Here is a 16,773-nt window from a genome sequence, read left to right on the forward strand (position 1 = left end):
AACGCATGCGTCAAACGGGGGGATGAGGCGTCGATGGGGGTGAGCGAAACGCAGCAGAACCTGGCGCGTGCTGCAGCTTCGCGTCTGGCCAACGTCTATCTGCGGCTGTTTTCCACGGTGACGATCGCTGTGGTGCTTTACCTTGTCATCGACCTGAACTGGGTCTGGATCTGGGCGGGGCTCTATCTCCTGGCCCTGGTCGGCGAGCAATGGGCCAGCCGTCCGGTGGTTGCTAATCCTGACGCGACCCCGTCGGCCGGGCGACGCTTGGCTCTGGCGGTTTCGCCCTTCGTTACCTCTGCCGTCTTCGGATTCATTGCCCTGCCGCTGTTTGCCTCACCCGTGCGGTTTGCGCCGACCCTGGGGGGCATGCTGATTGCCGGATCCTTGCTCAATGTCGTGGTCGTCAATGGCAGTCTGAGGTCGGCGACCCTGTCGGCCGCCGCACCCCATGTGTTCTATCTGCTGGCTGCGCCGATGGTTGCCCGGATGGCCAATCCAGGCGCGCCCCTGGCCAATGTGCTGTGGATCGGCTCCGCTCTGCTCATCGTCTCGGTCGCCGTCGCTAGCCGGACCCTGACAGCGGCCTTGAAGGCCGAGGCCGACGCCAAGCGGGAGGCCGAGCTGCGTCGACATGAGGCCGAGGAGGCTGTGGCCGCCAAGTCTGCCTTCGTGGCCATGATCAGCCATGAACTCCGCACCCCGATCAGCGCCATCCTGGCCGGGGCGGCGCGCCTTCACAGCGATGTCCCCGAGGCCAGTTCCAAGATCCACGCCCAGCTGATCTCGGACGCCGGCGGCCTGATGCGGGCCCTGCTCAACGACCTGCTGGACTTCTCCCGCCTGGAGGTCGGCCGCATGGCCGTCGAGAAGGCGCCGTTCAACCTGCGCCAGACCCTGGCCGATACCCTGCGCCTATGGAGGCCTGAATTGGCCACGAAGGGCCTGCGCCTCAGGATCGAAGGCGCCGCGACCCTGCCCAGATGGGTGGCGGGCGACGCGCTGCGCCTGCGCCAGGTGCTCAACAATCTGCTCTCCAACGCCATCAAGTTTACCGACCGGGGCGTGATCACGGTGCGGTTCGACAATCGGGGCGATGGTGTCGAGCAGCGTCTGACGATCACCATCGCCGATACCGGTTCCGGGATTTCCTCGGCCAATCTGTCGCGGTTGTTCACACCGTTCGAGCAGCTGAGCGCCAGTGTGGTTCGTCAGCATGGCGGCTCGGGACTGGGGCTGGTGATCAGCCGTGAACTGGCCCGCCTGATGGGCGGCGATCTGGCCGTCAGCAGCGTGGAGGGGCAGGGCGCGACCTTTACCCTGACCCTGACCGTCGAGGCCGCCGAGGCGCCGACGGCCGAAGACAGCGGCCCGTCCATCGCCGGTGCGCGGGTGCTGGTGGTCGACGATCACGTGGTCAACCGCCGGGCCATCGAACTGGTGCTGCAGCCCTTCGGCGTCGAGGCCACCCTGGCCGAGTCTGGCGAGCAGGCCCTGGAACTGCTGGGAACCGAGGTGTTCGACGCGGTGCTGATGGATGTCTACATGCCGGGCATGGACGGTCGCGAAGCCACCCGCACCTTGCGGGCCGGCTCTGGCCCCAACCGCGACACCCCGGTCGTCGCCGTCACCGCCTCGGCCACGCCCAAGGACTGGGAAGCCTGTCTGGCCGCCGGCATGAACGCCCACGTCGCCAAGCCGATCGATCCGATCGAGCTCTATACGGCGCTGACCCAGGTACTGGCCGGCGGCGTCCGCGCCGCGGCCTGATCCAGGGTCTGGGCCAGGCGGGCCTTCAGCGCCCCGGCGTCCTTCATCTCGCATTCCCAGAGCGTTTCGACCCGCCAGCCGGCCGCTGTCAGGGCTTGGGCGGCGGCGGCGTCGCGCGCCTTGTTGCGCGCCACCTTGGCCAGCCAGTAGTCCCGGTTGGCCTTGGGCACGCGCGATCCCCGGGCGCAGTCATGGCCGTGCCAGAAACAGCCGTGGACGAAGAAGGCCAGCTTCCTGCCCGGCATCACCAAGTCAGGCTTGCCCGGCAGGTCCTTGCGATGCAGGCGATAGTGGGCCCCGAGCGCTGTCAGCGTCTTGCGCAGCAGTCGCTCGGGGCCGGTGTCCTGGCTCTTGACCCGCGCCATGACGGCGGAGCGCTTGGCCTGGTCATAGACGTCGGTCACCGCGGCTAGACTACAGCCCGTCGAACAGCGCCGTGGACAGGTAGCGCTCGGCGAAGCTGGGGATGATGACCACGATCAGCTTGCCGGCATAGTCGTCGCGCAGGGCCAGGTCGAAGGCGGCTGTCAGGGCCGCGCCCGAGCTGATCCCGACCGGCAGGCCCTCGACGGCGGCCGAGCGGCGGGCCATGGCGAAGGCGTCGTCATTGCTGACCTGAACGATCTCGTCGATCACCCCGCGATCCAGGATGCCCGGCACGAAGCCGGCGCCGATGCCCTGGATCTTGTGCGGACCGGGCGCGCCGCCCGACAGCACGGCCGAGGCTTCCGGCTCGACGGCGACCATCTTCAGCGAGGCCTTGCGGGCCTTCAGCACCTGGCCGATGCCCGAGATGGTGCCGCCGGTGCCGACGCCCGAGACCACGGCGTCGACGGCGCCGGCGGTGTCGTTCCAGATCTCCTCGGCGGTCGAGACGCGGTGGATCAGCGGGTTGGCGGCGTTCTCGAACTGCTGGGGCATCACCGCGCCGGGGGTGGCCTCGATGATCTCCTGGGCGCGGGCGACGGCGCCGCGCATGCCCTTCTCGGCCGGGGTCAGCTCCAGCTTGGCGCCCAGCAGCAGCAGCATCTTGCGGCGCTCGATCGACATGCTTTCGGGCATGACCAGGATCAGCTTGTAGCCCTTGGCGGCGGCCACGAAGGCGAGCGCGATGCCGGTATTGCCGCTGGTCGGCTCGACGATGGTGTCGCCGGGCTTGAGCACGCCCTGGGCTTCCAGGCTCTCGATCAGCGAGACGCCGATGCGGTCCTTCACCGAGGCCAGCGGATTGAAGAACTCCAGCTTGGCCACGACCTCGCCCTTGGGCTGGATCTGCGCCGACAGGCGCGGCAGCCGGATCAGCGGGGTGTCGCCGATGGTGTCGAGGATCGAGTCATAGATCTTGCCGCGCCCGGAACGCTTGTAGCGGGCGGCATCATAGGCGGAGGCGCCATCGGCCATGGGGGTTCTCGCGAAAGGTTGGCGGGTCAAAAGCCACCTTACGGCGTGGGTTTTGGCCTGTCAGCGGGTCATTCGGCGGCAAGGCTTGCAGATTTGCTATCGACCAGCGGTTCCAGCAGGCGCGCTGCCAGCCAGCGCACCACCGGCGGAGCCACGCCGTCGCCGATCACATGCAGTCCGGCCGTCTGGCTGCCGGGCAGCACATAGCCGTCCGGCAGGCCCATCAGGCGGGCGCCCTCGCGCGGGCTGATCAGGCGCGAGCGCACCTGACCCCTATCGATCACCAGCAGGGTCTGGCGCGACGAGCCGCCGCGCGGGGTGCGCAGGCAGCCGGCCAGACCGTCGAACCGCGCCTCGGCCCGCTGCTGGCCGTCCCGCATGCGCTTGAACACCGCGCCGACCGCGCGCTGGCCGCGCTTCACGTGGGCCTCGACGGCGGCGCGATGGGCCGGGGCCATCAGGGCCAGCAGGGCTTGCGTCCTCTCGGGCGCGTTCCAGGTGACGTCGTCGTCGGGCTCCAGCAGGGCGGCCAGGTCGGTGTTGCGGGCCGGTGGCGCCTCCAGACCCCACCAGATCCAGGCGGCCTGCAGAGCGTCGGGCAGCCGCGCCTGGGCGGCCTTGACCGCGCGACTGTGGAACGGGCTGGGTCCGGCCAGGGCGTCGGCCGGCCGGCGGGTGGCGACCACGAAGACCCGCGGCCGCGACTGCGGCGTGAACCGGGCCGCGTCGACCTCCAGCGCGCCGAAGCGATAGCCTTCGTCGGCCAGGGCCTGGCACAGGGCGGTGAAGTCGCGGCCCTCGTGCGAGGTCAGCAGGCCCACCACGTTCTCGACGACGATGGTGTCGGGTCCGCGACCGGCGGCGTTCAACGCTTGCATAAGCTTCCAGAAGCCAAAAAAGGCCGAGGAGCGCCCGCCTGTGAGGCCCGCTCGGGCCCCGGCCAGGCTGAAGTCCTGGCAGGGGCTGGAGGCCCAGGCCAGGTCGGCGTCCGGCAGGGTGTCGGCCTCGATGGCCCAGACGTCGCCCTGGTGAAAGTGTCCATCCCCGTTGGAAGAGCCGGCGTCGGCGAAATTGGCGCGATAGGCGGCCGCCTTCAGCGGGTCGAAGTCGTTGGCGAAGGCGCAGGTCCAGCCGTCTCCCAGCCCGATGCGAGCCATGCCGCCGCCGGCGAAGAATTCAAGGAAGGCGGGAGAGGCTTTTCGAGTCATGCCGTGTGAGACTAGCCTCGTCGTGCAACAGGGAATAGCCGCCGCCATGCTTCGCACAGCCGCCTTGTCGATCCTGCTTCTGACCCTGGCCGCCTGCGGCGAGGCGCCGATGGGCGCTTCTGAAGAGCCCGCGCCGCCGGCCGCCGCCCCGGCCTCGGCCAGGGCGCCCGACTATTCCGGCGATATCGACGTGATTGGCACAGAGCCGTTCTGGGCGGTGAAGATCCGCGCCGCCAGCGTCGCCCTGACCCGTCCCGACGCGCCCGAGGTCAGCAACGCCAATCCTGGCGTGCGGATCGACGGCCAGCAGGGCGTCTGGGATTCAAACGGCGTGGAGGAAGGCAAGGGCCGGGTGGTCGTGCGCCTGACGCCGGGGGTCTGCACCGACGGCATGTCGGACCGCGTCTACCGGTTCTATGCCGAGGTGTGGATCGACGGCGAGACGCTCAAGGGCTGCGCCGAGCACACCGCGATCCTGGCGGCTCAGCCCAAGCCCTAGCCGCGTCGCAGTTCGATCGTCTCGATCGACGATTGGGCATGGCGGGGCTTGTTGGCGCCGGGGGTCGGCAGCAGCAGGCCGATGGTGATGGCGAGGACAAGGGCGAGGGCGAAGAAGGCCTTGATGGCCATGGCGGGTCTCTGGTCTGGCGTCACGCGGCAATCGCGGGATGCGCTTTCAGCAACACAGATGGTTGCCAAAGACCGGGGTTCAAGTGGCGCCCGCAAAAGAATGCCGAACGTCCCGTCAGGATGCAGAAAGGGCCGGAAACCCGATTGAAGGTTTCCGGCCCCACTGGGCTCTATCTCTTCTCCCTTCCCCCTTGATGGGGGAAGGGCGGGGATGGGGGTGATGCGGCGGTTCAGCCGGCAAGCGCCCTATCACCCCCACCCAACCCTCCCCCATCAAGGGGGAGGGCTCATTTCACGCTAGAAGATTTCGAACAGACCCGCCGCGCCCATGCCGCCGCCGATGCACATGGTCACCACGCCCAGCTTGGCGCCGCGACGCTTGCCTTCCATCAGCAGGTGGCCGGCGCAGCGGGCGCCGGTCATGCCGAAGGGGTGGCCGATGGCGATCGAGCCGCCGTTGACGTTGTACTTCTCCGGATCGATGCCCAGCTTGTCGCGGCTGTAGAGGCACTGCGACGCGAAGGCTTCGTTCAGTTCCCACAGGTCGATGTCATCGACCTTCAGGCCGTGGCGTTCCAGCAGGCGCGGCACGGCATAGACGGGGCCGATGCCCATTTCGTCGGGCTCGCAGCCGGCGACGGCGAAGCCGCGGAAGGCGCCCAGCGGGGTCAGGCCACGACGGGCGGCCTCGGCGGCTTCCATCACCACCACGGCGGCGGCGCCGTCCGACAGCTGGCTGGCGTTGCCGGCGGTGACGAACTTGCCTTCGCCCATCACCGGCTTGAGGCTGTTGAGGCCTTCGAGCGTGGTTTCGGGGCGGTTGCACTCGTCCTTGTCGACCACGTAGTCGACCAGGCTTTCTTCCTTGGTTTCCTTGTTGACCACCTTCATCTTGGTGGCCATCGGCACGATCTCGTCGGCGAACAGGCCGGCGGCCTGGGCGGCGGCGATGCGCTGCTGGCTGCGCAGGGCGTATTCGTCCTGGTACTCGCGGCTGACATTATAGCGCTTGGCCACGATGTCGGCGGTGTCGATCATCGCCATCCACAGGGCCGGATGGCTCTTCATCAGCTTTTCTTCGGTGATGTGGTGGCGGTTCATGTGACCGCCCGCATTGACCAGCGAGATCGACTCGACGCCGCCGCCGATGGCGACATTGGCGCCGTCGTTGCGTACATAGTTGGCCGCCGTGGCGATGGCCTGCAGGCCCGACGAGCAGAAGCGATTGATGGTCTGGCCCGAAACGGTGACCGGCAGACCGGCCCACATGGCGGCGTTGCGCGCCACGTTCATGCCGGTGGCGCCTTCAGGACCGCCGCAGCCCAGGGCCACGTCTTCCACTTCGCCGCCGTCGAGGCCGGCGCGCGACACGGCGTGCTGGATGGCGTGACCGGCCATGGCCGCGCCATGCGTGTTGTTGAAACCACCGCGGACTGACTTGGCCAGACCGGTGCGGGCGTAAGAGACGATGACCGCTTCGCGCATTGGGCGCTTCTCCCCGTTAAACGTTAGTTTGAATTGGCGGCCACCCTAGACTCGGAATCCCGCTGGCGAAAGGTCACGCGCACGTAAAGCCGCTTTGGCGCGGACGGCGCGGGTGGCCTGCGCGTTCGGACGGGGCATGACACCGGTGTCTCCGCTTTGACGCGCAATCCTTGACCCTGATTTTACCCTCCCGTGCCCCGTCCATGCCTCCACGCTGCGGATGTGCGCCAGCCGGGACACACGGCGGGAGACTTGTCCGGGCACGTCCTGAATCGGCGTTGACTTTGATTGGCCTGACCATGAACCCTCAGGTTGCGGCCGGGCCTGGCCCAGAGACCGCGAAAAACACCTGGGAGGACTACACATGACCTTATCGACCCGGCGCCCCCGCACGCGCCATGCGCTGCTGGCCGCCAGCGCCCTGGCGGGCCTTGTGGCCCTGCCCACCCTGGCTGCGGCCCAGGACTCCACCGTCGAGGAAATCATCGTCACCGCCACCAAGCGCGACTCGACCATTCTGGATGTGCCGTTCTCGATCAACGCCCAGACCCAGCAGGACATCCAGCGCTCCGGCGCGGTCACCCTGGAAGACCTGTCGCGCAATGTCGCCAGCCTGACGATCCAGAACCTCGGCCCTGGCCAGAGCCAGGTCTCGGTACGCGGTGTCTCGGCCGGCCAGGTGGTCCGCGACCAGCCGGGCGTCAAGGAACAGGTCGGGGTCTATCTCGACGAATCGGTGATCTCGCTGTCGCTGTTCACGCCCGACGTCGATCTTTTTGACCTGAACCGGGTGGAAACCCTGCGCGGCCCGCAGGGCACGCTGTTCGGCTCGGGTTCGGTGGGCGGCACCATTCGCTACATCACCAACCAGCCCAAGATCGGCGTCACCGAGGGCGTGATCGAGGCCAATGCCAACATGGTCGATGGCGACGACGCCGGCGGCTATGTAAAGGGCGCGATCAACCTGCCGGTCTCTGACAAGGTGGCCGTGCGCGCGGTGGGCTACTACACCAAATATGCCGGCTTCATCGACGCCCGCACCGAGGGCGGTGGTCGCAAGAAGAACGTCAATGACGGCAGCCGCACCGGCGGCCGCGTGTCGGTGCTGCTGCAACCGACCGAGAACATCAGCATCACGCCGCGGGTGGTCTATCAGGAAATCCGGGCCAACGGCTTCAACCGGCAGGAAGCCTTCAACCTGTTCGCCAACCCCAACACCACCAGCCGCACGCCGGTGCGCCTGGGCGAGCGCGAACAGCACCTGCTGCTGGATGAAAGCTTCGCTGACGACACCCTGCTGACCGACCTGACCGCCTCGATCGGCCTGGGCGCCGTCGAGCTGACCTCGGTGTCCAGCTATGTCGATCGCAAGATCCACATCGACCGCGACGCCAGCGCCCTGACGGGCAGCGTCTCGGTGGACCTGGGCTATCCGTCGGCGGCCGTGCTGCTGCCGTCCAAGCTGGTCGACACCACGGACCTCGAGCAGTTCACCCAGGAGCTGCGGCTGGGCTCGACCGGCGATGGCCCGTTCCAGTGGGTGTTCGGCGGCTTCTATTCCGAGGTCGACCGCATCTACAACCAGCGCCTGCCAACCCCCGGCTATGACGCCTTCACCGACGCCACCCTGGGCGCCGGCACCTCGGCGGCGGTGGCCAACGGCTTCCCCCGCAACTCGCCCTACAACGCCTCCTTGCCCTACAACATCAAGCAGAAGGCCCTGTTCGGCGAAGCCAGCTACAAGCTGGACAAGCTGACCGTCACGGCCGGCGGGCGGTTCTATGATTTTGAGGAAACCCGCCAGTTCAAGTCGGGCGGCCTGTTCGCCAACGGCGACAACCAGGTCGACAAGACCGCGTCCGACGGCTTCACGCCGCGGGTTCTGGTGGCCTATGAGGCCAGCGACACGGTCACCTTCAACGCCCAGGCGGCCCAGGGCTTCCGGCTCGGCGGCGTCAACGACCCGCTGAACCTGCCGCTCTGCTCTCCACAGGACAAGGCGATCTTCGGCGGCTTCCAGTCGTATGACGACGAGACGCTCTGGAACTACGAGGCCGGCGTGAAGTCGCGCTTCGGCGGGATCAGCTTCAACAGCGCCGTCTTCTATACCGACATCAAGAACCTGCAGACGACCCTGGACGCCGGCTCGTGCTCTTCGCGCGTGGTGTTCAACGTGCCCAAGGCCCACACCATGGGCATCGAGGCCGAGTTCTCCGCGCGTCTGGCGCCGGGCCTCGACATCGGCATTTCGGGCAGCCTGCTGGAAGCCGAGTTCGACTCGACCGTGAAGGACGGGACGGGCGCAGTGCTGGGCGGCATCCGCGAGGGCAACCGCCTGCCGTCGGTGCCCAAGTTCCAGATCTCGGCCGACGCCACCTATTCGTGGACCGTCCGCTCGGGCATGGAAGCCTATGTCACCGCCTCGGTGCAGCACATCGGCAACCGCTATACCCAGGCCAGCGACCAGGAGAACAATCCGCGCTCCTTCACCTCGCGCCTGGCGTTCGGCGGGGCCACCGGAACCGTGCCGACGCTCGTCAATCTGCAGCTGCCCAGCTACGAGATCGTCAATTTCAGCATCGGGCTGGAGATGGACAACGGCGTCGACCTCATCGCCTACGCCAACAACGTGTTCGACGAGAACCCGCTGCTGTCGTTCGATCGCGAACGCGGCGGCCGGGCGCGTCTGGGCTACACGGTCGGCCAGCCGCGCACGATGGGCGTGACGGTGCGACGGAGCTTCTAGTCCGTCCTCGACCTTACGGGATGGGTGGTGCGGGGCGGCCAGACTGGTCGCCCCGTTCTGCTTTCCGGGGCGGAAGCCTTGACCAGGGCCGCCACCCAACGGACGCTTGCCACCAAAGATAGAGGCGGGAGGCCAGGATGCAGGGTCGGCTTTATGATCTCGTGCTGCGCGGTGGTCAGGTTGTCGACGGGACCGGCGCGCCGGCCGTCTTCGCCGACATTGCGGTCAAGGATGGCGTGATCGTCGCCGTCGGCCCGGACCTGGCGGCGGGCGCAGAAGAGATCGACGCGCGCGGCCGCATCGTCACCCCCGGCTTTGTCGACATCCACACCCACTATGACGGCCAGGCGACCTGGGACGCGCGCATGACGCCCAGCTCGGGCCATGGCGTCACCACGGTGGTGATGGGCAATTGCGGCGTCGGCTTCGCGCCCTGCAGGCAGGAGGATCGCGACCGGCTGATCCGCCTGATGGAGGGGGTGGAGGACATTCCCTTCCCCGTCCTGACCGAGGGCCTGCCCTGGAACTGGGAGAGCTTTCCCGACTATCTCGACGCGCTGGAGGCGCGGGCCTTCGACGTCGATATCGGCGCCCAGCTGCCGCACGCGGCGCTGCGGGTGTTCGTGATGGGTGAGCGCGGGGCCAATCGCGAGCCGGCGACGCCCGCCGACATCGCCGCCATGGCCGCCATCGCCAAACGGGCCGTCGAGGCCGGCGCCCTGGGCTTTTCCACCTCGCGCACCCTCAATCACCGCACCAGCGATGGCCAGCCCACCCCGACCCTGACGGCGGGCGAGGACGAGCTGACCGGCATCGCCCTGGGCCTGGCCGCCGCCGGCAAGGGCGTGCTGCAACTGGTCTCGGACTTCCACCCCGACGGCCTGGCCGAGCTGGCCATGGTCCGCCGGATCGTCGAGGCCTCAGGCCGGCCGCTGTCGTTCTCGCTGGTCCAGAGCCCCAAGTCGCCGGACGGCTGGAAACTGATGCTGGCGGGTCTGCAAGACGCCGCCGACGCGGGTCTGCCGATGAAGGCCCAGGTCTGCGGGCGTCCGGTGGGAGTGCTGTTTGGCCTGGAGCTGACGCTAAATCCGTTCAGCCAGAGCGCGGTCTATGGTGAGATCGCCAGGCTGCCCTTGGCCGAGCGCGTGACCGCCCTTCGGGATCCCGAATTCCGCGCCCGCCTATTGGCCGAGGAGGGCGACCCGCAGGGCCCGTTCGCCGGCAGCGCCCTGCGCGCCTGGGACAATCTGTTCCCGATGGGCGCTGTTCCTGACTACGAGCCGACCGCCGAGATGACGGTGGCCGCGCGGGCGGCCGCTTCAGGGCGCGATCCGGCCGAGGTGGCGCTGGACGCCATGCTCGAGAACGACGGGCGCGGCATGCTCTATCACCCCTTCCTGAACTATGCGGGCGGCTCGCTGGACCCCAGCTTCGCCATGCTGAACCACAGGGATACCGTGCCGGGCCTGTCGGACGGCGGGGCGCATGTGGGCATGATCTGCGATGGCAGCTTCCCGACCAGCAACCTGATCCACTGGACCCGCGACCGCACGCGCGGCCCGCGCATCGCGCTGGAGGCCATGGTGGCGATGCAGACCCGCGACACCGCCATGACGGTCGGGCTGATGGATCGCGGCCTGATCGCACCGGGTTATCGGGCCGATCTCAATGTCATCGACTATGAGGCCCTGAGCCTGGAGGCGCCGCGCGTCGCCTACGACCTGCCGGCCGGCGGTCGGCGGCTGACCCAGAAGGCCCACGGCTATGTGGCGACCCTCGTCGGCGGTGTCCTGACCTATCGCGACGGCGAGCCGACCGGCGCCCTGCCGGGACGGCTGGTGCGCGGGGCCAAGTCCGCGCCGATGGCCCTGGCGGCCGAGTAGCTAGAGCGCGATTGCCGAAAGTGCAGGCGGTGTCGGTGGCGATCGCGCTCTAAGTGCATGAATTGGAGCCTATTTGAGCGCTTCTTATCATTCCATATGGAGCAAAAAGGGCTCTAGGCGCCGGGTGGCGGCTTGGCCTCGGCCAACGGGTCGGCGTGGCGGTGGATCATCTTCCAGCCGCCGTCTTCCCGGCGAAAGATCTCGGTGATCCGCAGGTGCATATCCATCGGCTCGTCGCGCCCGACCATCCTGACCCTGGCGTGCTGTAAACCCGTCCAATAGGCGAGGTCGCCGCTGGCGCCGCTATGGACGATCTCCAGATTGGTCTCGCCGCCAGGGGCGAAGTTGCTGGAGCCCTTGGCGTTGATCGCCGTCACATGGGCCGCGCCTTCCTCGATACCGCCGCCGGGCGGAAAGAATGTCGCGGGCGAACGGATAGCTGCAATTTCGCCCAGGGGCGTCGCGTCGCCGGTGACATAGGCCTGCGCTACAGCGCGGCGCTGCGTAAGGAAGGCATCGAAATCGGTCTGCCGGCTCATCGGATACTCCTGGCGTCGTGCGGGAACGCGCGACGCAGGCGGAGGTAGCAGCACGCGGCGCCGCATCCTGTCAGCAGAGACGGCTGATCTGCTATTCTCCGAAGCCCTCGCCCGGGGTCATCGGCGCCAGCCGGATCAGCCGCGAGTCCTGGACGGCCGCCTGCCGGTGCTTGACCCACTCGCGATAGTCCGGGTCGGTGACCATGGCGAAGAAGGCCCCGGCATTGGGATACTCGGCGATGAAGGCCAGGTCCCAGCGCTCGTCGGCCGGGCCGGTCAGGACCAGTTCCGGCTTGCCCGCCCAGATCTGCCGGCCGCCCAGTTTCGCAAACAGCGCGGCGGTCTCGCGGCCATAGGCGCGGTAGGCCTCAAGGCCCGACCGGCCCTTGCCGTGCTCGGGATGATCGACCGCATAGTCGGCCATGGCCTTAAGCCGCACCAGGTTCAGCATCTGGATCGGCGTGTCGCGCGGCAGGCCCTTGAAGGCGTCGAACTGCTCGCGGGTTGGATCGATGCTGGACATGGCGTGTCCTCCCTAGTGTTGCTCGCGCCTATTTGGCGGCCAAACGACGAAAAGCGCCATGGCCAGCAGGGCTAAGGCGATGGCTTCGGCGGGCCTTGTCCGCCAGGCGCCGACCGCGCCCAGGCCATTGATCACGAAATGCGGGATGATCCCGGCGATCAGCACGCTGCCCCGCGTCCGCAGAAACAGCCAGGTCATCAGCAGCGACAGGGCGACCGTGCCCAGCGCGTACCAGCCCAGATCCGATAGCGGTGTGGCGACGATGCCCGAAAACAGAAAGGCCGGGATGTGCCAGATCGTCCAGATGATGCCCAATGCGCCGCCCGCCATCAGGGGCGGCCAGCGGTCCAGCAGCCGGGGCAGGGCATAGCCCCGCCAGCCCAGCTCCTCGCCCAGCGGGCCGGAATTGGTGAGGATCTGTGCGGTGGTGAACAGGATCAGCGGCGTGGCGATCAGCACGTCGGCGGGGCGCACCGACCAGGCGCCGAACCACGGGGTCAGCAGGCTGAGGCCCAGGGCGATGGTCGGCAGGGCCAGGAACGCCAGGGCCACGGCCCAGAGCGGCGTCGCCTGCAGCAACCGCCGGCCAAGTCGCGCCAGGCCGGCCGGTCCTTCGTAGGCCAGGGTCAGTCCCACAGCGACCAGCGTCGGCGAGCACGCGGCCAGAAGATAGGCCGCAGACCCATAGGCGAAGGGACCGAAGGCGGCGGTCAAGGGCGCGGGGAAAAAAAGGTAGAGGCCGCCGACGCCCCAACTGATCAGGAAGACCAAGCCCAGGAAGAGCCAGACGCGTCGGAACTCCCGGCGGCTGGCTTCCCCGGTCACAGCGTCAGCCCTTGGGCACGACGGTCAGGCCGTCGGGAAGCTCATTGGTGTCGCCGGCACGCGGCGGCATGTGCTGGGCGAGGATCGCGCCGGTGCGGGTCACCGCCGCGACGAAGCCGTCGGCGACTTTGCCGCGCTTCATGCCGGCCACCACGTCGGCGACCACCTCGTCCCAGACCGCGTGCGGCGCGGCGGCATAGATGCCCTCGTCGGCGATGACCTCGACCCGATGCTCGGCCAGGGCGGCGAAGATCAGCACCCCGGTGCGGTCGCGGGTGCGGTGAAGGTCCTTGGCCAGGAACAGGTCCAGGGCCGCGCGACGCACCTGTGCGACCTTGAGGCTTCGGGGCGTCAGGGCGCGGCGGATCGGCGGGATCGACACCACCAGGGCCGCGACGACAAACACCGCCGCCTGCAGACCGCTATAGGTGATCAGGGCCGACAGGATCGCGCCGTCGACAGCGCCGGCATGGCCGATGGTCCAGCCGCCGAACAGGGCGGTCAGCATGGCGGGACGCAAGCCGGCCAGCAGCGCCAGGACCGGCAGCAGCAGGGCGATGGCCGCCGCCCAGATCAGGGGCGTCTCGCCATCGGTCGAGACCTCGGGGGCCAGCACGCAATAGATCTCGCCCGAGGTGGTGGTCTCGGCCCGGGCCACGGCCTCGGCGATCCGGGCCTGGTCGGCGTTTGAAATCTTGATCATCACCAGCTCCCCGAGGATCCGCCGCCGCCGAACGAGCCGCCGCCGCCACTGAAACCGCCCCCGCCGCCGCCGCGACCGCCCCCGCCCACGGATATGCCGCTGTTGAAGAGGCTATCGAGAATGATAAACCCGAGGGCCCTGCCCAGGCCGCTGCGACCTCTTCGCCCGCCGAATAGCGCCCGCATCAGCGCGGCGATCACCCGCACCATCAGGGGGATCGCGACCATGCCGATTAAGATCAGAAAGATCAGCGGGACGTCGCCGCCCTTCTTGGCTTCCTGCACCGTGAAGGCCTGGGCCGCCTTGGCCTTGGCCTCGTCCTCGGGCAAGGCCAGTTGATTGACCAGCGCGTCGGCGCCGGCCAGGACGCCGCCCTCCAGGTCGCCGGCCTTGAATTTCGGCAGGACGGCCGACTGGATGATGACGCTGGACAGGGCGTCGGTCAGCACCGGCTCCAGGCCATAGCCGACCTCGATGCGCACCTTCTTCTCGGTGGGGGCGACCAGCAGGATGACGCCGTCATCCCGGTCCTTGGCGCCCAGGCCCCAGCTGCGGCCCAGCTGGTAGCCATAGTCCTCGATCTCGTAGCCCTGCAGGGTCGGGACCGTTGCCACCACCAGCTGACGGCCGGTGGAGTCTTCGAGGGATTTCAGCTTGCCCGTCAGGTCGGCCTCGACCTGGGGCGAGAGGATATTGGCCTCGTCGACCACCCGGCCCGACAGGGGCGGGAACTTCGGCGCGGCAAACGCGGGGAGGGCGAGGGCGAGACAGAGCGCGGCAAAGGTCGTGATCACCAGCGCGCCAAACCCCTTCTTGTCATCCCGGCCGGAGCGCGGAGCGCGGAGCGCCGGGACCCAGGGGCGAGCGCTGTGCGCCGGCCCCTGGGTCCCGGATAGCCTCTGCGAGGCTTCCGGGATGACAGGGCTGGTCGTCTTCAACCTACTGGGCCGGAGCCGAGGCCGGCGGGGCCGCGTCGAAGCTGACGGTCGGGGCCGACTGCGCCGCAGCTGTAGCCTGGAACAGCACGGCCGGTTTCTGGCTCGAATACATCGTCTTGGCCCAGATGATGCTGGGGAAGGTCCGCAGCGTCGTGTTGTATTTCTGGGCCGTCTGGTTGTAGTCGCGCCGGGCGATGGTGATGCGGTTTTCCGTGCCTTCCAGCTGGCTTTGCAGAGCCATGAAGTTCTGGTTCGACTTCAGGTCGGGGTAGTTTTCCTGAATCATCATCAGCCGGCCCAGCACGCCCGACAGCTTGTCCTGGGCGGCGGCGTATTTTTCGAAGGTGGCCGGGTCGGTGATGGTCGAGGCGTCGACCTTCACTTGCGTGGCGCTGGCGCGGGCCTCGGTGACCTCGACCAGCACGCCCTTTTCCTGGGCCGCGTAGCCCTTCACGGTGGCCACGAGGTTAGGCACCAGGTCGGCGCGGCGCTGATACTGGTTCTGCACCTCGGCCCAGGCCGTCTTGGTGGCCTCGTCCTGGGTGGGGATGGTGTTGACCCCGCAGCCGGCCAGGCCGGCGGCGAGCGCGGCGACCAGCGCCAGGCGCGAGAAAGATTTGGCGAAACGGTTCATTCAGCCCTCCAATACGAGCATCACGGCTCGCATACCGTCGTTAGATAGCGCGTCCCGCGACCCGCGTCAGGTCGGCCGGGATTAAACCTTCTCCATTTCCGCGAAGGTTTTGCGTCGGGGGCCCAGATAGCCGAACAGCCAGGCCGCCACCTTGCGGATCTGGATCTCCTCGGACCCTTCAGTGATCCGGTAGCGGCGGTGGTGGCGATAGATGTGTTCGAACGGCTTGTGGCGCGAATAGCCCAATCCCCCGTGAACCTGCATGGCCCGGTCGGCGGCCTCGCAGACCAGGCGGTTGGCCTGGTAATTACACATCGAGACCTTGTCGGAGAGGCGCTTTTCCACCTCCGGCTTGGTCATCTGGTCCATCTCCCAGGCGGTCTTGCGGATCAGCAGGCGCAGCATCTCGGCGGTGCTGGCCAGTTCCACCAGCGGGAACTGGATGGCCTGGTTCTCGGCCAGGGGCTTGCCGAAGGGTTTGCGGACGCGGGCATACTTGACGCTCTCTTCTATGCAGAAGGTCGCCGCGCCCAGGCTTGAAGCCGCTTGGCGGATGCGGTTCTCGTGCACGAAGTGCTGGGCCAGGGCCAGGCCGCCGCCCTCGGGCCCGAACATCGCGCTGTCGGGGACCCACACCTGGGTGAAGCTGACCCGGGGGTGGTCGGTGGGCATGTTGAAGGTCCAGAGATACTCCTCGATCTTCACGCCGGGGGCATGGGCGGGCACCAGGAAGGCGGTGATCCCCTTGGCCTCGCCGTCCTCGCCGGAGGTGCGGGCGAACAGGCAGCAGTGGGTGGCGGCGTGCATGCCGGTGGTCCACATCTTCTCGCCATTGATCCGCCAGCCGGCCTCGCCCTTGTGAACCTCGCGCACCGCGCGGGTCTCCATGAAGGTGGCGTCAGAGCCATGCTCGGGCTCTGTCAGGCCGAAGGTCGGACGAAAGGCCGCCTTGTCCAGCATGTCGGTGATCAGGTGCTGCTGATCGGGCCGGCCAAAATCGCGGATCATCAGCACGAAGGGATTGTTGCCGACGATCGAGTGCTCGTTCTGTAGGTCGTTGAACAGGCCCAGGCCCTTGCTGGCCAGATGCTCGCGGATCACCGCCATCCACAGGTTGGAGCCGTCCTGGCCGCCAAACTCACGGGGCAGGGCGAAGCGATAGTGGCCGGCGGCGTCGGCCAGCTTGCGGGCCTTGGCCAGCAGCTCCTCCCACTCGTGGCGGGGCAGGCCGCCGCCGTCCCAGTCGGTGCGGGCCCATTCGCGGCGGTGGTCGAAGAAGCGCTCGTTGTCATCGCGGGCCTGCAAGGGCGCGATCTCGTCGGCGATGAACCTGTCGAGCACGACCAGATAGGCGGTCAGTTCCGGCGGTAGGGTGAAGTCCATGGCCTAGCCTCCCTGCAGTGTTTTCTTTGTCTTGCGGGCGAGTATGCGCGGCGTCGGGTTGCAGCCAAGCCTGCCGCTTGGGAATATCGGCGTTCTTAACGGGCT

Annotated in this window: 16 protein-coding genes and 1 pseudogene; 5 read left to right on the forward strand and 12 right to left on the reverse strand. The window is 68.0% G+C overall.

The window, feature by feature from the left end:
• Window positions 1-39 precede the first annotated feature (39 nt).
• Window positions 40-1,770, forward strand: a complete 1,731-nt coding sequence (locus ACN2C8_RS00745) for an ATP-binding protein (protein ID WP_419253871.1) — start codon at window positions 40-42, stop codon at window positions 1,768-1,770.
• Here the strand turns inward: ACN2C8_RS00745 and ACN2C8_RS00750 are convergent.
• The 3 genes from ACN2C8_RS00750 to ACN2C8_RS00760 all read right to left on the reverse strand — a co-directional run bounded on the left by ACN2C8_RS00750 (window position 1,719) and on the right by ACN2C8_RS00760 (window position 4,379).
• The gene (locus ACN2C8_RS00750; RefSeq protein WP_419253873.1) at window positions 1,719-2,174 is read right to left on the reverse strand and encodes a very short patch repair endonuclease; all 456 of its coding nucleotides are present in this window, start codon (window positions 2,172-2,174) and stop codon (window positions 1,719-1,721) included. The two genes, ACN2C8_RS00745 and ACN2C8_RS00750, sit on opposite strands and share 52 nt — an antisense overlap.
• Window positions 2,175-2,184: 10 nt before the next feature.
• The gene (gene cysK, locus ACN2C8_RS00755) at window positions 2,185-3,171 is read right to left on the reverse strand and encodes a cysteine synthase A (RefSeq protein WP_419253875.1); all 987 of its coding nucleotides are present in this window, start codon (window positions 3,169-3,171) and stop codon (window positions 2,185-2,187) included.
• Between the two features lie 68 nt (window positions 3,172-3,239).
• Window positions 3,240-4,379: a DNA cytosine methyltransferase gene (locus tag ACN2C8_RS00760; protein WP_419253877.1), complete on the reverse strand. Its 1,140-nt coding sequence runs from the start codon at window positions 4,377-4,379 to the stop codon at window positions 3,240-3,242.
• Window positions 4,380-4,425: 46 nt separating this feature from the next.
• Here ACN2C8_RS00760 and ACN2C8_RS00765 point away from each other — a divergent pair, with 46 nt between their 5' ends.
• Complete coding sequence (locus ACN2C8_RS00765; RefSeq protein ID WP_419253879.1) at window positions 4,426-4,878, forward strand: COG3650 family protein; 453 nt, start codon at window positions 4,426-4,428, stop codon at window positions 4,876-4,878.
• On the opposite strand, the gene ACN2C8_RS00770 is transcribed toward ACN2C8_RS00765, so the two are convergent.
• The gene (locus ACN2C8_RS00770; RefSeq protein ID WP_419253880.1) at window positions 4,875-5,009 is read right to left on the reverse strand and encodes a hypothetical protein; all 135 of its coding nucleotides are present in this window, start codon (window positions 5,007-5,009) and stop codon (window positions 4,875-4,877) included. The genes ACN2C8_RS00765 and ACN2C8_RS00770 overlap by 4 nt on opposite strands.
• A gap of 297 nt (window positions 5,010-5,306) precedes the next feature.
• Window positions 5,307-6,494, reverse strand: coding sequence for an acetyl-CoA C-acyltransferase (locus ACN2C8_RS00775; RefSeq protein WP_419253882.1), 1,188 nt, complete (start codon window positions 6,492-6,494; stop codon window positions 5,307-5,309).
• Between the two features lie 364 nt (window positions 6,495-6,858).
• Here ACN2C8_RS00775 and ACN2C8_RS00780 point away from each other — a divergent pair, with 364 nt between their 5' ends.
• Both ACN2C8_RS00780 and ACN2C8_RS00785 read left to right on the forward strand, forming a co-directional pair.
• A complete protein-coding gene (locus tag ACN2C8_RS00780) occupies window positions 6,859-9,240 on the forward strand; it encodes a TonB-dependent receptor (protein ID WP_419253884.1) in 2,382 nt (793 codons plus the stop codon).
• A 137-nt stretch (window positions 9,241-9,377) separates the two neighbouring features.
• The gene (locus tag ACN2C8_RS00785; RefSeq protein WP_419253885.1) at window positions 9,378-11,123 is read left to right on the forward strand and encodes an N-acyl-D-amino-acid deacylase family protein; all 1,746 of its coding nucleotides are present in this window, start codon (window positions 9,378-9,380) and stop codon (window positions 11,121-11,123) included.
• 113 nt (window positions 11,124-11,236) lie between these two features.
• Here ACN2C8_RS00785 and ACN2C8_RS00790 read toward each other — a convergent pair whose 3' ends face one another.
• The 5 genes from ACN2C8_RS00790 to ACN2C8_RS00810 all read right to left on the reverse strand — a co-directional run bounded on the left by ACN2C8_RS00790 (window position 11,237) and on the right by ACN2C8_RS00810 (window position 14,504).
• Window positions 11,237-11,662 carry a YybH family protein gene (locus ACN2C8_RS00790; protein ID WP_419253887.1) on the reverse strand — a complete coding sequence of 142 codons (426 nt, stop codon included), beginning with the start codon at window positions 11,660-11,662 and terminating at the stop codon, window positions 11,237-11,239.
• Between the two features lie 91 nt (window positions 11,663-11,753).
• Window positions 11,754-12,185 carry a DUF1330 domain-containing protein gene (locus ACN2C8_RS00795; protein WP_419253889.1) on the reverse strand — a complete coding sequence of 144 codons (432 nt, stop codon included), beginning with the start codon at window positions 12,183-12,185 and terminating at the stop codon, window positions 11,754-11,756.
• Window positions 12,186-12,197: 12 nt separating this feature from the next.
• On the reverse strand, window positions 12,198-13,010 hold the full coding sequence (locus ACN2C8_RS00800) for a CPBP family intramembrane glutamic endopeptidase (protein WP_419253890.1): 813 nt from the start codon (window positions 13,008-13,010) through the stop codon (window positions 12,198-12,200).
• A gap of 4 nt (window positions 13,011-13,014) precedes the next feature.
• Window positions 13,015-13,713, reverse strand: a complete 699-nt coding sequence (locus ACN2C8_RS00805; protein WP_419253892.1) for a TPM domain-containing protein — start codon at window positions 13,711-13,713, stop codon at window positions 13,015-13,017.
• Window positions 13,713-14,504, reverse strand: a complete 792-nt coding sequence (locus ACN2C8_RS00810; protein WP_419255766.1) for a TPM domain-containing protein — start codon at window positions 14,502-14,504, stop codon at window positions 13,713-13,715. The genes ACN2C8_RS00805 and ACN2C8_RS00810 overlap by 1 nt, the downstream gene beginning before the upstream one ends.
• A gap of 20 nt (window positions 14,505-14,524) precedes the next feature.
• On the opposite strand from ACN2C8_RS00810, the pseudogene ACN2C8_RS00815 reads away from it, so the two are divergent.
• A pseudogene (locus ACN2C8_RS00815) lies at window positions 14,525-14,606 on the forward strand (hypothetical protein); the annotation flags it as partial.
• 46 nt (window positions 14,607-14,652) lie between these two features.
• Here the strand turns inward: ACN2C8_RS00815 and ACN2C8_RS00820 are convergent.
• Window positions 14,653-15,285, reverse strand: coding sequence for a LemA family protein (locus tag ACN2C8_RS00820; protein ID WP_419253894.1), 633 nt, complete (start codon window positions 15,283-15,285; stop codon window positions 14,653-14,655).
• 81 nt (window positions 15,286-15,366) lie between these two features.
• Entirely contained in the window at window positions 15,367-16,668 is a 1,302-nt protein-coding gene (locus ACN2C8_RS00825; RefSeq protein ID WP_419253896.1) for an acyl-CoA dehydrogenase family protein, read from the reverse strand.
• Window positions 16,669-16,773: the final 105 nt, after the last annotated feature.

This window comes from Caulobacter sp. ErkDOM-C, assembly GCF_048541825.1.
GTDB lineage: Bacteria > Pseudomonadota > Alphaproteobacteria > Caulobacterales > Caulobacteraceae > Caulobacter.